Raw genomic sequence first — 14,199 nt, 5'->3', positions numbered from 1 at the left:
GCGGTACTCAGGTACCGTCGCCCGGACGTTTTCGTGCCCGCCCCGGGCACGACCGACGCGGCCCGCCCCGGGCACGACCGACGCGGCCCGGCCTGGGTTCGGCTGTGCGGCGGATGCCGGCGCGCCCTCGCCGGTGCGCGCCTCGCGCGGGCATCCGAGCCCCCGCCGGTGCGCGCCTCGCGGGTGCTGCTCCAGGCCGCCCTCGCCGGTGCGCGCCTCACGGGTACCCCAGGCCCTCGCCAGTGCGCGCGCCTCTCGGGTACTCCAGGCCCCACGGGTGCTCGCCCCGTGGGGACCCTCAGGGGTCAACCCGCAGTAGCCCTCCTCCCCCACTCCACCTACAGGAGGTGGGGCCAACACCACCCCTACAACCTGAGGCGGACTCGGCTTCGGGACCTGCGGCCGATCCGCCGGGTGCCCCCTCGCTCATAGCGTTGAGCCATGACCACACCCGTCTGCACCAGCGCTTCGAACGCCGCCACAGCCATGGCGCCGGCCACGGCGAGGGCCACCGCACCGGCCGCGTCCACGGCACGGACGCAGACCTTCCCGTACCCGTCGTTCTCGTCGTACGTGAAGGCACGCCAGCCGGTGCTGCTGCGTACCGCCCGGTCGCTCACCGCGAACCCGAGCGACGCGGAGGACCTGCTGCAGACCGCGCTCACCAAGACGTACGTGGCCTGGGAGCGCATCGAGGACCATCGCGCCCTGGACGGCTACGTGCGCCGGGCGCTGCTGAACACCCGGACGTCGCAGTGGCGCAAGCGCAAGGTCGACGAGTTCGCCTGCGACGAGCTGCCCGAGCCGGAGCCCGTGTCCGGGGGCGACGACCCGGCGGAGCGGCAGGCCCTGCACGACGCCATGTGGCGGGCGATCATGAAGCTGCCCGCCCGGCAGCGCGCGATGGTCGTCCTCAGGTACTACGAGGACCTCAGTGAGGCCCGTACGGCCGAAGTGCTCGGAGTTTCCGTGGGTACGGTGAAGTCGGCCGTCTCCCGGGCCCTCGGCAAGCTCCGCGAAGACCCTGAGCTGGGGTTCGTCCGTTAATGACCCGGTATGTGAACACCCGGTGGGATCGCGTATTCGGCGCCGCCCACTGATCGATCACCCGGGACTAGTGACATACCACGCGGTATGTGCGCAGAATCAGCGCAACCCTTACCGCCGCGTAGGCAATGTCGCCCCGGGAGGACACCGTGCTGAGCACGATGCAGGACGTACCGCTGCTGATATCGAGGATCCTGACCCACGGGTCGGCCATCCACGGCAGCTCGCAGGTGACCACCTGGACCGGTGAGGACGAGCCGCACCGCCGCTCCTTCGCCGAGGTCGGCGAACGCGCCGCCCAGCTGGCTCACGCGCTGCACGAGGATCTCGCCGTCGACGGCGACGAACGCGTGGCGACCCTCATGTGGAACAACGCCGAGCACGTCGAGGCCTACTTCGCGATCCCCTCCATGGGCGCGGTCCTCCACACCCTCAATCTCCGCCTCCCGCCCGAGCAGCTGGCCTGGATCGTGAACCACGCCGCCGACCGGGTCGTGCTCGCCAACGGTTCGCTGCTGCCGCTGCTCGCCCCGCTGCTGCCGCACCTCAAGACGGTCGAGCACGTCGTCGTCACCGGGCCGGGCGACCGCTCCCTGCTGGAGGGGGCCGCCGTCCAGGTGCACGAGTACGAGCACCTGATCGCCGGGAAGCCGACCTCCTACGACTGGCCCGAGCTGGACGAGCGGGCCGCGGCCGCCATGTGCTACACCTCCGGCACCACCGGCGACCCCAAGGGCGTGGTCTACAGCCACCGCTCCATCTACCTGCACTCCATGCAGGTCAACATGGCCCAGTCGATGGGCCTGACCGACCAGGACACGTCGCTGGTCGTGGTCCCGCAGTTCCACGTCAACGCCTGGGGACTGCCGCACGCCACCTTCATGACCGGCGTGAACATGCTGATGCCGGACCGCTTCCTGCAGCCCGCTCCCCTCGCCGCGATGATCGAGGGCGAGCGGCCGACGCACGCCGCCGCCGTCCCCACCATCTGGCAGGGCCTGCTGGCCGAGCTGACGGCCAGGCCCCGTGACGTGTCCTCCCTCACCCAGGTCACCATCGGCGGCTCGGCCTGTCCCCCCTCCCTCATGGAGGCGTTCGACGCGCTCGGCATGCGGGTCTGCCACGCCTGGGGCATGACGGAGACCTCGCCGCTCGGCACCATCGCCCGGCCGCCGGCCCACGTGGCCGGGACGCCGGAGGAGTTCGCCTACCGCCTCACCCAGGGCCGTTTCCCGGCCGGCGTCGAGGCCCGGCTCACCGGTCCCGGCGGCGAGCGCCTGCCCTGGGACGGCGAGTCCGCCGGTGAGCTGGAGGTGCGCGGCAACTGGATCGCCGGTGCCTACTACAACGGCCCCGGGGCCGATCCGCTGCGTCCCGACGACAAGTTCAGCGCGGACGGCTGGCTGAAGACCGGTGACGTCGGCACGATCTCCCCGGACGGTTTCCTCACCCTCACGGACCGGGCCAAGGACGTCATCAAGTCCGGCGGCGAGTGGATCTCCTCGGTCGAGCTGGAGAACGCGCTGATGTCCCACCCGGACGTCGCCGAGGCCGCGGTCGTCGCCGTACCGGACGACAAGTGGGGCGAGCGCCCGCTGGCCACCGTCGTCCTCAGGGAGGGCGCCACCACCGACTTCGCCGCCCTGCGCACCTTCCTCGCCGAGGACGGCAAGATCGCCAAGTGGCAGCTGCCGGAACGCTGGACGGTCATCGAGACGGTGCCGAAGACGAGCGTCGGCAAGTTCGACAAGAAGGTGCTGCGCCGGCAGTACGCGGATGGCGGTCTCGACGTCACCCGGCTCTGACCCCGCCGGTACTCTCCCCGCCGGGCGGGCCCCCAGGGTTCCCCGCCCGCCCGGCGCCCGTACGGCACCCGCCCGGCACCGGTACGGCATCCGTCCGGCACCCGCCCGCCATCCGTCCGGCGTCAATCCTCACCGCACAGACCGCGCGGGGCGTACGGCCGTCGCCGTCCACCCCAGCACCAGCCAGGCCCCCGCCACCGCGCACACGCCGCCCCAGCCCCAGTGGCCGAACGCGGGCCCGGCGAGGGCCGAGGCCAGCGCGCCGCCCGCGAAGCCGGCGACGACGTACGCCGTGTTGGCGGTGGCCGGGGCCGAGGTCGTGGTGAGGGCCAGGGTCTGGTTGGCGACGTGCGAGGCGACCAGGGCGGCGTGCACCAGAACGGCGGCCGCGCACAGTGCCGCCATCACCTGACCGCCCAGCCAGAACAGCGGCACCGAGAGGGCGGCCAGCACGTACGCGGACCGTACGACCTTGGCCGCGCCGAACCGGTCGACCAGACCCCCGGCGAGCGGCGCGACGACACTCGCCGCCAGCCCGAACAGGCCGAACAGTCCGGCCGCGGCGGTGGTCATGCCGTATCCCTCGTCCTCCGTGAGCAGCAGGGCGAGCGAGGTCCACAGGGCGCTCCAGGCGCCGTACATCCCCGCCTGGCGCACGCACGCCCGCCACAGGTCGGGCGAGCGGCGCACCAGTCCCGGTATCGCGACGAGCCCCGCGAACAGCGGGCCCCGCCGCTGCCGCCGCTCCACCGGCAGGATGTACGCGGTCGCCAGCCCCAGTACGGCGGTCAGGACGGCGGCGCCCACGAACACCGCCCGCCAGCCGAAGGCCTGCCCGGCGAGACCGCCGAGCACCCGGGCCGCGACGACGCCGGTGAACAGGCCCGCGATGACGGCCGCGACGTGCCGGGCCCGGCGGTCGGCGGGGGCGCGCTCGGCGACCAGCGGGACCAGCAGCTGCGGTACGACGGTGGCGGCCGACGCGACCAGGACGGCGCCCGCGAGCGCACCGGTCCCGGCCGACGCGGCGGCGGCGAGCAGGGCGGCGGTGGCGACCAGCGAGAGGGCGGCGACCAGGCGGCGCCGGTTCACCCTGTCCCCGAGCGGGGCGAAGAAGAGCAGGCCGGCCGCGTAGCCCAGTTGCGCGACCGAGGCGAGCCAGGCGACCGCCGACGGGGTGGAGCCCATGTCGTGGGCGATGAGGGGGAGCAGCGGCGCCGCGAGGTAGATGTTGGCGGCCGTCACGGCGGTGCACAGGGCGATCAGGGGGAGGAAGAGGCGGGCGGCGGCGCCGGACGGCCCTTTCCCGGAGGGCTCCCTCTTGGCGGCCGGCGTGGACGTGGGGGCGGGAGTGGTGGAGGACGGCGATGACGGCATGGGCGGGGCGACTCCTTCGAGCGCGCACTAACAACTAACTGGTTGGTTGGAATTAACTCCGGGAGTCTCGCCCGCATTCCCGAAGTGTGTCAACCAAATAGTTGGTTAGCCCGCCCGCCCGGCTACCCTGGCCCCATGGCAGCAAGGGACCCCGAGGCCACCAAGGCCCGGATCTTCGAGGCGGCGGTGGCGGAGTTCGCCCGCCACGGCATCGCCGGCGCGCGCATCGACCGCATCGCGGCCGAGGCCAAGGCCAACAAGCAGCTGATCTACGCCTACTACGGCAACAAGGGCGAGCTGTTCGCGTCCGTCCTCGAGAAGAAGATGCTCGACCTCGCGATCTCCGTCCCCGTCGACCCGGACGACATCGAGGGCTGGATCGACCGCCTCCTCGACTACCACTCCGTCCACCCCGAGCTGCTCCGCCTGCTCTTCTGGGAGGGCATGGAGTACGGCATCGCCGAGCTGCCGCACGAGGCCGAACGCCAGGAGCACTACGCCCGCAAGGTCGCCGCCGTGCGGGACGGCCAGCAGCGCGGCGTGATCACCGACGCCATCCCGGCGCCCGACCTCCTGTTCCTGCTGGTCGCCATGGCCAACTGGGCGGTCGTGGTGCCGCAGATGAAACGCATCCTGGTCGGCGGCGGGGACGCCGGCACCGACGGCCTGCGCGACTCGATCAAGAAGGCGGCCCGCCGCATCGTCGACCGGTGACACGGAGCGACCCGTCGGCCGGTGCGGCCTCGGACGCCCTCAGTTGGTCCCGATCCGCGAGAGCAGCTCGACGATCCGGGACTGCACCTCACCGCTGGTGGAACGCTCCGCCAGGAACAGCACCGTCTCGCCCGAGGCCAGCCGCGGCAGGTCGTCCTGGTCGACGGCGGCGGTGTAGACGACCAGCGGGGTGCGGTTGAGCTGCCCGTTGGCGCGCAGCCAGTCGACGATCCCGGCGGACCCCTCCTGCCGCCGCTGCACCCGCATCAGGTCCATCACGACCAGGTTCGGCCGGAACTGCCCCGCCAGCGTCACCGCGTCGGCGTCGCTCGCGGCCCGCGCCACCTGCATCCCGCGCCGCTCCAGCGTCGAGGTCAGCGCCAGCGCGATCTCCGCGTGCTCCTCGATCAGCAGGACGCGCGGCGGATGCTGCTCGCTGTCCCGGGGCGCGAGCGCCTTCAGCAGGACGGCCGGATCGGCGCCGTACGCGGCGTCCCGCGAGGCCTGTCCGAGCCCGGCCGTGACCAGCACCGGCACCTCGGCCGCCACCGCAGCCTGCCGCAGCGACTGGAGCGCCGTACGCGTGATCGGCCCGGTCAGCGGGTCGACGAACAGCGCGGCCGGGAACGCCGCGATCTGCGCGTCCACCTCCTCGCGCGAGTTCACGATCACCGGCCGGTAGCCGCGGTCGCTGAGCGCCTGCTGCGTGGAGACGTCGGGCGCGGGCCACACCAGCAGCCGGCGCGGGTTGTCCAGCGGTTCCGGCGGCAGCTCGTCGTCCATCGGCTGCGGGCGCGGCGGGTCGGCCACCTCGACGGCCCCGCCGGGTCCGTCCAGCGGTTCGGGTCCCTCGGCGGCGTTCCGGTCCGGCGCCCCTATGGCGTACGACCGTCCGGCGCCCTCGGTGACCGGCGCGAGCCGTCCCTGACCGCCGGCCGGGGACGGCTGGTCCGGGGACTGCCTCGGGGGCTGCGGCGGGGCCTGCTTCTTCGGCTGCGCGCCCGGCGGCTGCTCGGCGGGCGGCTGCGGGCGGGCCGACGGCGCCGTCCCGCCGGCGGCCGGGTCGGGCGGCGTGCCCAGCTTGCGGCGCCGGCCGCCGCCACCCGGCTGGTGCGGGGCGGGGGTGGCCGACGGCTGCTGCACCTGGACCGCCTGCCGGTTGAACGGCACGCCCTGGCCCAGGGTCCGCACGCTGATCGCCCGTCCCTGCGTCGAGTTCGGGTCGACGGGCGCGGAAGCCTCGGCGGGCAGCGGCTGCGCCGCGCGAGGGGCGGGCGCGTTCTCGGGCGGCAGCGGGGTGCCCCGGCTCGGCGTGGAGGCGGGCACGCCCTGCGGAGCGGCGGGGGCGGCGGGGGCGGCGGGGGCGGCGGGTGCCGCAGGCGCCGGTGCGGCACCGGGCGGTACGGGGGTGCCGGGCGGTACGGGGGTGCCGGTGCCCTGGGTGTCCGCGGCGGCGGGCCACGACTGCGGCGCGGGCGCGGGCTGTCCCGGGGCGGCGGGCGCCGCGGTGTCGGCACCGGACTCGGCGGCGGCCCGGGGTGCCTGTGCCTCGGTGCGGGCGGCGGCCGGGGCGGGCACGGGGGCTTCTTGCACCGGCGGCGCTCCGTAGACCGGCGGCGCTCCTTGCGCCGGGATGCTCTGTGCGGGCGCACTCTGCGTCTGACGCTGGCCCTGGGGGCCCTGACCCTGGCCCGGCACCGGTTCGTCGGCCGGGCGGGCGGCCCCGGCCCGTCGGCGGCGTCCCGTGGGCGCCTCGGCCGGATGGGGCTGCGGCGGCGTGTGGTCCTCGGACTGGTCGTGCGGTACGGCGTCGTGACGGCCCTCGTCGGGTACGGCGTCACCGGGAGCGGCGGGTCCCGGCACCTGGACCCGACCGGGCTGAACCTGCCCCTGCTCCTGAGCTTGTCCCTGAGCCTCCGCCGCCCCCTCGGAAGGACGGTCGGCGTCGGCGTCGGCGGGCGGCAGGGCGAACACCTGGCGCGGAGCGGCCTCCTGCGCCGCGGCGCGCTCGTTGGCGGAGGCCAGGGCACGGCGTCGACGCCCCGTCGGCCGGTCGGAGGCCGCCGGGTCTGCCGGGTCTGCCGGGTCTGCGGGGTCCGACTCGCCGGCCTGCGCGGGCAGCGCCGGGGGCAGCGCGTGCTGCTCACCGCCGTCCTGGCCCGCCCGGCGTCCGGTGGGCGCGGGCACGCCCTGCGGCGGCACGGTCCCGCCCAGACCGGTGTTGGACGCCGCGGCCCCTCCGCCGTGTTCGCCGGCCATGACGACGGCACCCTCGGACACCCCGCCGAGCGCGGCCTGGGGCACCCCGGCCGCCTCGGCGCCCGAACCCTCCGCGGGCCGTCCACGCCGACGCCCGGTGCCACCGGCCCCGGCACCCGCGCCGGGCCCCGCCTGCGCGGGCACGGGCAGCGGAGCCGGCACGTCGCCGCCCTGCCCCTGCTCCTGCACCTGCCCCTGCTCCTGCTCCTGCTCCTGCTCCTGTCCCTGTCCCTGTCCCTGTCCCTGTCCGTGAGCGTTGGTCTCGGCTCCGACCTCGGCCCCGGTTCCGGTCTGCGCCTCGGCCTGGGCCGCGCGCCGCCTGCGCCGCCCGGTCGGTGCGGAGTTCTCCGCCTCGGGCCCGGCTCCGGCGCCGCCCGGCGCCCCGGCGACCTCGCTCTCCAGGAACGCGTCGACGGAGGCCCGGCGCGCCCGCCGCCGCCCGCCCCCGTGAGCCGGTTCGCGAACGGCCACGGTGCCCTGCGCACCCACGCCACCGGCCGAGCCGGCAAGGGCGTCCGGCACGGCGGGGGCGATCTGCGCCGGCTCGGCACCCTGGGCGGTGACGGCACCCGCCCCGCCGCCGATCGGCACCTCCAGCACGAACGCGCTGCCGCTCATGCCCGGCACGTCGTGCGTCTGCAGCACGCCACCGTGCGCCCGCACGATCCCGCGCACGATCGGCTCGTGCACCGGGTCTCCCCCGGCGTACGGCCCGCGTACCTCGATGCGTACGACCTCGCCGCGCTGCGCCGCCGCGACCACGACGGTGTTGTCCAGGTAGCCGCCCGTCGCCGACACGGGCGAGTTGCCGGTGGCGTCGACACCGGCGACGTCCGCGACGAGGTGCGCGAGCGCGGTGGCCAGCAGCCCGGGATCGACCTCGGCCTCGATCGGCGGCGCGTGCACGGCGAACTGCACCCGCCCCGGGCCGATCAGCTCCACGGACCCGTCGACACCCGCGGCGACGACGGCGTCGAGCATCACCTTCGTACGGGCGACCTGTTCGTTGCCCACGTCCAGGCGCTGGTAGCCCAGGACGTTGTCGATGAGGGTGGTGATGCGCGAGTAGCCCGCCGACAGGTGGTGCAGCACCTGGTTGGCCTCGGGCCACAACTGCCCGGCGTCGTCCGACGCCAGCGCGGCCAGCTCCCGGCGCAGCTCGTCCAGCGGCCCGCGCAGGGAGTCGCCGAGGAGGGTGAGCAGCTGCTCGTGCCGCCCGGCGATCGCCTCGTACCGGTCCTTCTCCCGCTCGCCGAGGGCGGCGTAGCGGTCGGCGTCCGCGGCGATCTCCTCCGCGTGCTGCTCCTTCAGCTCCTCCAGCTCGGCGACGTGCCGCTGCCGCAGCCCGGTCAGCTCGGCGGCGTGCTCCTCGGCGAGCCGCTCCACCTCCTCGGCGTGCCGCCGGTCCGCCTCCTCGTGCTCCTTGACGAGGGCGTCGTAGGGGCGCCGGTCGGTGAAGGTCATCACGGCGCCGACGAGCTGGTCGCCGTCGCGCACCGGCGCGGTCGTCAGGTCGACCGGCAGCTGGTCCCCGCTCTTGGCGAACACCACCTGCCCGCGCACCCGGTGCTTGCGCCCGGAGCGCAGCGTGTCGGCGAGCGGCGACTCGTCGTACGGGAAGGGCGAGCCGTCGGCGCGCGAGTGCAGGACCAGGGTGTGCAGCTCGCGCCCGCCGAGTTCACCGGCCCGGTAGCCCAGGATCTGGGCGGCGGCCGGGTTGACGAGGACGATCCGCCCGTCGGTGTCGGTGCCGACGACGCCCTCGGAGGCGGCCCGCAGGATCATCTCGGTCTGCCGCTGCGAACGGGCCAGCTCGGCCTCGGTGTCGACGGTGCCGGAGAGGTCGCGGACGACGAGCATCAGCAGCTCGTCGCCGGTGTAGCCGTAGGTGTCGTAGGCCTGCTGGCCGGTCTCCAGGTTGGCGCTGGTGACCTCGACCGGGAACTCGGAGCCGTCGGTGCGCCGCGCGACCATCCGGGTCGGCTTGGTGCGCGCCCGCGGGTCGATGTGGTCGGGGCGCCGCATGGAGCCCGGGATCAGCCGCGAGTCGAACTGAGGCAGCAGATCCAGCAGCCCCCGCCCGACCAGCGCGGTGCCCGGCGTCTCGAACGCCTCCAGCGCGATGGTGTTCGCGTTGACCACGGTGCCGTTGGCGTTGACCAGGACCAACGCGTCCGGCAGCGCGTCCAGTATGGCTGCGAGGCGAGCAGCGCCTCGGGATGGCCTGCTGCTCACGAGACGCTTCCCTCCTGTTACCGCACTTGCCGACCGCCTGGGCCATCTTGCCAATCGGCCCGCAGCGTGTCACGCGAGGGAGTCTAAGGGTTGGGGCCCCTCGGGCGGCGTGGGATGGGACGGAGGTCGCACGAGGAAGTGACGTAGAACGTGTGACCGGTGACCGTCCGGGCCCTACGACCGGGCCGGGGCCCCCACCTCGGGCAGCAGCGGCACCATGCGGTCCCACCGGGAGATCTCGCAGCCGTCGCGCCGGTCGTACGTCGCGTCGACGGGGCGTCCGGCCCACGTGCCGGTGACGCGCGCGGTGGCGGGGCCGCCGTACTGCATGGTGCAGACGGAGCCCTCGGGTACCGGCGCGAAGACCTCCTGGCCCCACCGGGTGTCCTGGTCGACGACGGAACAGGCGTCCTCGGCGCGGGGGTGGTCGCCACCGGCGGGGTGGCAGTACAGCTCGTACGTGCCGTCCATGCCCGCGCCGGCGTCGCGGACGGTGACCGTGAGGTGGTCACCCTCCGGAGCGGCGGGACCGGCGAGCGCGGCCGAGGGCGCGGTGCAGACGGAGGCGAGGGCGGCGGCGGACAGGGCGGCGGCGCCGAGGAGGCGGGCGGCGGGGGTGCGGGTCACCTGGAACATGACCTGACCAACGCGCCGGCCGCCCGGACGTTGCGCGACGGCGCGGTGGACTACGCCGTAAGGGCTTTGCTCTGCGGCCTGCCCCCCTAGTACCGTAGGGGTCGATTGGTGACAGCGCGCTCAACTGTGTCATCATCGGCACGCGCCACTCGCGCTCGCCCGCGAGACGGTGATGTTGTCTGGAGGCGTCGCCTAGTCCGGTCTATGGCGCCGCACTGCTAATGCGGTTTGGGTCTTAAAGCCCATCGAGGGTTCAAATCCCTCCGCCTCCGCACGATCACGGAAGCCCCGGCCCACGCGGCCGGGGCTTCCGTGTTGCCGACCGCCCGCAACCGGTATTTTCCCAGGTCACAAGGGGTGCGGCCAATGGATTTCACATGACGGCGGCAGTCATGTAATGTTCTTCCTGTCGCCGCGAACGGGCCGGAAGGAACGGGAGCGGCGGTAAAACTGAACAAGACAAGCACTCGTAGCTTAACGGATAGAGCATCTGACTACGGATCAGAAGGTTGCAGGTTCGAATCCTGCCGAGTGCACAGTGAGTCGGAAGCCCCGTGGATCTCTCCACGGGGCTTCCGCTTTCTCTTGGGGTAGTTGAGTAGGCGTACTCATGTGCCCGTTCCGCGTGCGGGCCAGGGTGGCGGACATGGACCTGCCTGTCGCTCCGCCGGCGTTCGACGCCACCAGCGGCACCGGACGTCGGCGCCGTGCGGACCTCGGTGCCGACATCGGGGCCGGGTGCGGTCTCGTGCTTCTGGAGTTGATCGCCCTGGCGGTGATCTTCGGGCTCTGGTTCCTGTCCGGGTTCAATCTCGACCCGGCGGAGAGCGCCGCGCCCGACCCCTTGTGGAACTACCTGGCCGCCGCCGGTGGAGTCGGTGTCCTCGCCGGGGCGGGGGCCGCGGTCGCCGCGCGGGCCAGGGCCGTGGTGACGGTGGTCGGGCAGGCCGTCATGGTCGGCCTGGTGTGCCTCGTCGTCTTCGGTGGTGTCGCGCTGCAGTCCCACCAGGAACAGCGGTGCCGTGACGTGCCGTCGGCGGTGGGTTGCACGAGGGGCGATCAGGGTGGGTGGCTCGTCGGGTGAGCGGCGAGGGTCTCGGCGGCCGTGTGGCCCGGGAGTTGGGCGACACGGCGGGTGCGGTGGCCGACCGGGCGTGAGTGCGGTCCGCATCTGTGTCTAGGGTGTGCGCATGTTGAGAGGACCAGTCTTCATATCCGACCGGCCGCACGTCGACGGGGGCCGACGGTGAACAAGCCGCTGAGGGCCGTGGCGATCTTCTGCGGACTGCTGGTGCTCGGCCTGCTGATCCGCGCGAACTGGCTGCAGTACGTCCGGGCCCCGGAGCTGGCCTCCGACACCAAGAACCGGCGGGTGCAGATCGAGCAGTTCGCCACCCCGCGCGGCGACATCGTCGTCGGCGGCCGGGCCATCACCGGGTCCAAGGAGACCGAGAGCGCCGACCTCAAGTACAAGCGCACCTACGTCGACGGTCCGATGTACGCGCCGGTGACCGGCTACGCGTCGCAGGCGCAGGGCATGACGCTGCTGGAGAAGACCTACGACTCCATCCTGACCGGCAAGGACGACCGGCTGGCCTTCCAACGGTTCGCCGACGTGGTCAGCGGCGAGGGACGGCGGCCCGGCTCGGTGGTCACCACCATCGACCCGAAGGCGCAGAAGGCCGCCTGGGACGGGCTGACCGACCTCAAGGGCGCCCGGGGAGCCGTGGTCGCGCTCGACCCGCAGACCGGGAAGGTGCTGGCGATGGTCTCGGCGCCGTCCTACGACCCCTCCACGTTCGCGGGCAACACCTTCAAGGAGTCCGACCGGTTCGTCGCGCTGGACAAGAAGAAGAACAAGCCGCTGGCCAACCGCGCGCTGCGGGAGACCTACCCGCCGGGCTCCACGTTCAAGATCCTCACCGCGGCCGCCGCGCTGGAGCACGGCATCGTCACCGACGTCGACGCCCGCACGGACGCCGTCTCCCCGTACCCGCTGCCGCAGTCCAGCAACAAGATCGGCAGCGAGGCCGGTGACGCGGTCTGCAACAAGGCGTCGATGAAGACCGCCATGCAGTACTCCTGCAACAACGTCTTCCTCGACGCCGCCTCCCGGCTGGGGCAGGACAAGATGCGCGAGACGGCCGAGAAGTTCGGCTTCAACGAGGACGTCTACTCCGACGACTTCGGCGACCTGCTCGCCACCAAGAGCCTCTACCCCGAGAACCTCGACAAGCCCGGCACCGCGCTCACCGGCATGGGACAGGGCAGCCTCACCAGCACGCCGATGCAGATGGCCATGGTCACCGCCGGGATCGCCAACGACGGAAAGGTGATGCAGCCCTACGTCGTCGACGAGGTCAAGGGCCCGGACCTGGACACCCTGGAGAAGACCGAGCCGGCGGTGATGAGCGAGGCGGTCTCCGCCGAGACCGCGCAGAAGGTCCAGGAGATGATGGAGTTCACCGCCAAGGAGGGCAGCGCCCGCCGCGCCCAGATCGAGGGCGTCACGGTCGGCGGCAAGACCGGTACCGCGCAGCGCGGTGTCGACGTCAACGAGAAGGTGCCGTACGGCTGGTTCGTCTCCTACGGCAAGAAGGACGACGGGTCCTCCGTCGCGGTGGCCGTGTTCATCGACCCGACCGACATGGACATCTCCCGCGAGGACATCTCCGGTGGCGGGCTCGGCGCGCCCATCGCCAAGAGCGTCATGAAGGCCGTTCTGAAGTCGTGACGCCGTCGGGGGCGGCGGCGCGTCACACCCTGGCCGCGTCGTACGCCCCCCGGGCCCGCTCGACCGCCGCCATCCGCCGCTCCGTCCAGCGGGCGAGGTCCCGGACCCGTTCGGCGGCCTCGCGGCCGAGGGCGGTGAGGGAGTAGTCCACCCGGGGCGGGATCACGGGCTTGGCGTCCCGGTCGACCAGGCCGTCGCGCTCCAGGGTCCGCAGGGTCTGGGTCAGCATCTTCTCGCTGACCGAGCCGATCTCCCGGCGCAGTTCGCCGAAGCGGTGGGGGCGGTCGAGCAGAGCGATCAGGGCCAGGGTGCCCCAGCGGCTGGTGACGTGCTCCAGGAGCAGCCGCTCGGGGCACATCGCTTCACTTTCTGCCATGGCCATACGGTACGTCCGGGCGGGCGCTCACCATGAGTGAGTGCCCGCCCGTTGTCAGTGCTGCCCCCTACTGTCGGTGGGGATGGCACAGGCATGGAAGTGCGCGGGGCTGCGGTGGGCGGCGGACGGTCCCGTACTGACGTGGGTCGGGGGCCGGCGCAGTGCGCTGGTCCGGGGGAAGCGGGTGGCCTTCGGGGTCGCCGAGGGGGGTGTGCGGACGTGCGTGGGCGCACGAGGACACGCGTGTCCGGTGCGGGCCGGGGTGTCGGGGCGCAGTACGGGGGCGCGGTGCGAGGAGTGCGCACGGCTGGACCGGGCCCACTCCGTGGCCGCCGACACCATGGCGGACGATCCGCGGCCGTACCGGGTCTATCTGGCGTGGTTCGGCCCCGGTCTCGTCAAGGTGGGGATCACCGCGTACGAACGGGGGTCCGCCCGGCTGCTCGAGCAGGGGGCCGTGTGCTTCAGCTGGCTGGGGTGCGGTCCGCTGATGGCCGCGCGCCGGACCGAGGAGCTGCTGCGGGCCGCGCTGGGCGTGCCCGACCGCATCCCGTACGTCCACAAGCGCGCGGTGCGGGCCACCCTGCCCGAGTCGGAGTCGGAGCGGGCGGCCGAGATCGCCGGGCTGCACGCGCGGGCGGTGGCGCTCGGTGGCTGGCCCGAGGCGCTGACGCCGGAGCCGTTCCGGGGCGTCGACCACGCGGGCGTCTTCGGGATCGCGGGCGCGGAGCGCGGGCCGGCCGCCGTGGCGGAGATCGCCGAGCTGGTGGCGGGCGGCGCGATCGGGGGTGAGCTGGTGGCGGTCGCCGGGCCGGATCTGCATCTGGCGACGGAGCGCGGGGTCGTCGTGCTCGACACCCGGCTGATGACGGGGTGGGAGCTGGTGTCCGCCGAGGGCGAGCCGTGCGGCGTGCCCCTGCGGGAGCTCAAACGAGCGGGGGGAGTGCAGGACGGGCTGTTCTGACCTCGCCCCCGGGCGTTTCCTTCTCTTCTCCCTACCCGTCCTTCTCCACACC

The 14,199-nt window shown here is 73.5% G+C and carries 10 protein-coding genes and 2 tRNA genes; 8 read left to right on the top strand and 4 right to left on the bottom strand.

Annotated features, from left to right (window positions below):
- Positions 1-441 precede the first annotated feature (441 nt).
- Together ACFV9J_RS26790 and ACFV9J_RS26785 are read left to right on the top strand one after the other, a co-directional pair.
- A complete protein-coding gene (locus tag ACFV9J_RS26790) occupies positions 442-1,047 on the top strand; it encodes a SigE family RNA polymerase sigma factor (RefSeq protein WP_385357927.1) in 606 nt (201 codons plus the stop codon).
- Positions 1,048-1,175: 128 nt separating this feature from the next.
- Positions 1,176-2,852, top strand: coding sequence for a long-chain fatty acid--CoA ligase (locus tag ACFV9J_RS26785; protein WP_385357924.1), 1,677 nt, complete (start codon positions 1,176-1,178; stop codon positions 2,850-2,852).
- Positions 2,853-2,981: 129 nt separating this feature from the next.
- On the opposite strand, the gene ACFV9J_RS26780 is transcribed toward ACFV9J_RS26785, so the two are convergent.
- Positions 2,982-4,229 (bottom strand): MFS transporter, encoded by a 1,248-nt coding sequence (locus tag ACFV9J_RS26780; protein ID WP_385357921.1) that lies wholly within the window; start codon positions 4,227-4,229, stop codon positions 2,982-2,984.
- 135 nt (positions 4,230-4,364) lie between these two features.
- Between ACFV9J_RS26780 and ACFV9J_RS26775 the strand changes: the two genes are divergently transcribed.
- Positions 4,365-4,943, top strand: coding sequence for a TetR family transcriptional regulator (locus ACFV9J_RS26775; protein WP_385357919.1), 579 nt, complete (start codon positions 4,365-4,367; stop codon positions 4,941-4,943).
- A gap of 39 nt (positions 4,944-4,982) precedes the next feature.
- Here the strand turns inward: ACFV9J_RS26775 and ACFV9J_RS26770 are convergent, their stop codons facing one another.
- Entirely contained in the window at positions 4,983-9,437 is a 4,455-nt protein-coding gene (locus ACFV9J_RS26770) for a PAS domain-containing protein (RefSeq protein ID WP_385357916.1), read from the bottom strand.
- A 174-nt stretch (positions 9,438-9,611) separates the two neighbouring features.
- Positions 9,612-10,073, bottom strand: coding sequence for an SSI family serine proteinase inhibitor (locus ACFV9J_RS26765; RefSeq protein WP_385357913.1), 462 nt, complete (start codon positions 10,071-10,073; stop codon positions 9,612-9,614).
- A 181-nt stretch (positions 10,074-10,254) separates the two neighbouring features.
- Here ACFV9J_RS26765 and ACFV9J_RS26760 point away from each other — a divergent pair.
- The 4 genes from ACFV9J_RS26760 to ACFV9J_RS26745 all read left to right on the top strand — a co-directional run bounded on the left by ACFV9J_RS26760 (position 10,255) and on the right by ACFV9J_RS26745 (position 12,807).
- A tRNA-Ser gene (locus tag ACFV9J_RS26760) sits at positions 10,255-10,345 on the top strand.
- A 191-nt stretch (positions 10,346-10,536) separates the two neighbouring features.
- Positions 10,537-10,609, top strand: a tRNA-Arg gene (locus ACFV9J_RS26755).
- A gap of 110 nt (positions 10,610-10,719) precedes the next feature.
- Positions 10,720-11,157 carry a DUF6234 family protein gene (locus ACFV9J_RS26750; RefSeq protein WP_385357910.1) on the top strand — a complete coding sequence of 146 codons (438 nt, stop codon included), beginning with the start codon at positions 10,720-10,722 and terminating at the stop codon, positions 11,155-11,157.
- 162 nt (positions 11,158-11,319) lie between these two features.
- Complete coding sequence (locus tag ACFV9J_RS26745; protein WP_385357908.1) at positions 11,320-12,807, top strand: peptidoglycan D,D-transpeptidase FtsI family protein; 1,488 nt, start codon at positions 11,320-11,322, stop codon at positions 12,805-12,807.
- Between the two features lie 22 nt (positions 12,808-12,829).
- Here the strand turns inward: ACFV9J_RS26745 and ACFV9J_RS26740 are convergent, their stop codons facing one another.
- A complete protein-coding gene (locus ACFV9J_RS26740) occupies positions 12,830-13,189 on the bottom strand; it encodes a winged helix-turn-helix transcriptional regulator (protein ID WP_385357905.1) in 360 nt (119 codons plus the stop codon).
- 76 nt (positions 13,190-13,265) lie between these two features.
- Here ACFV9J_RS26740 and ACFV9J_RS26735 point away from each other — a divergent pair, with 76 nt between their 5' ends.
- Positions 13,266-14,147, top strand: coding sequence for a DUF2797 domain-containing protein (locus ACFV9J_RS26735; protein WP_385357902.1), 882 nt, complete (start codon positions 13,266-13,268; stop codon positions 14,145-14,147).
- The last annotated feature ends 52 nt before the right edge of the window (positions 14,148-14,199 follow it).

Source organism: Streptomyces sp. NPDC059906 (assembly GCF_042730645.1).
In the GTDB taxonomy this organism is placed as follows: domain Bacteria; phylum Actinomycetota; class Actinomycetes; order Streptomycetales; family Streptomycetaceae; genus Streptomyces; species Streptomyces rubrogriseus.
The sequence above is the reverse complement of the archived record's forward strand: the minus strand, read 5'-3'. Positions and strand labels throughout refer to the sequence as shown.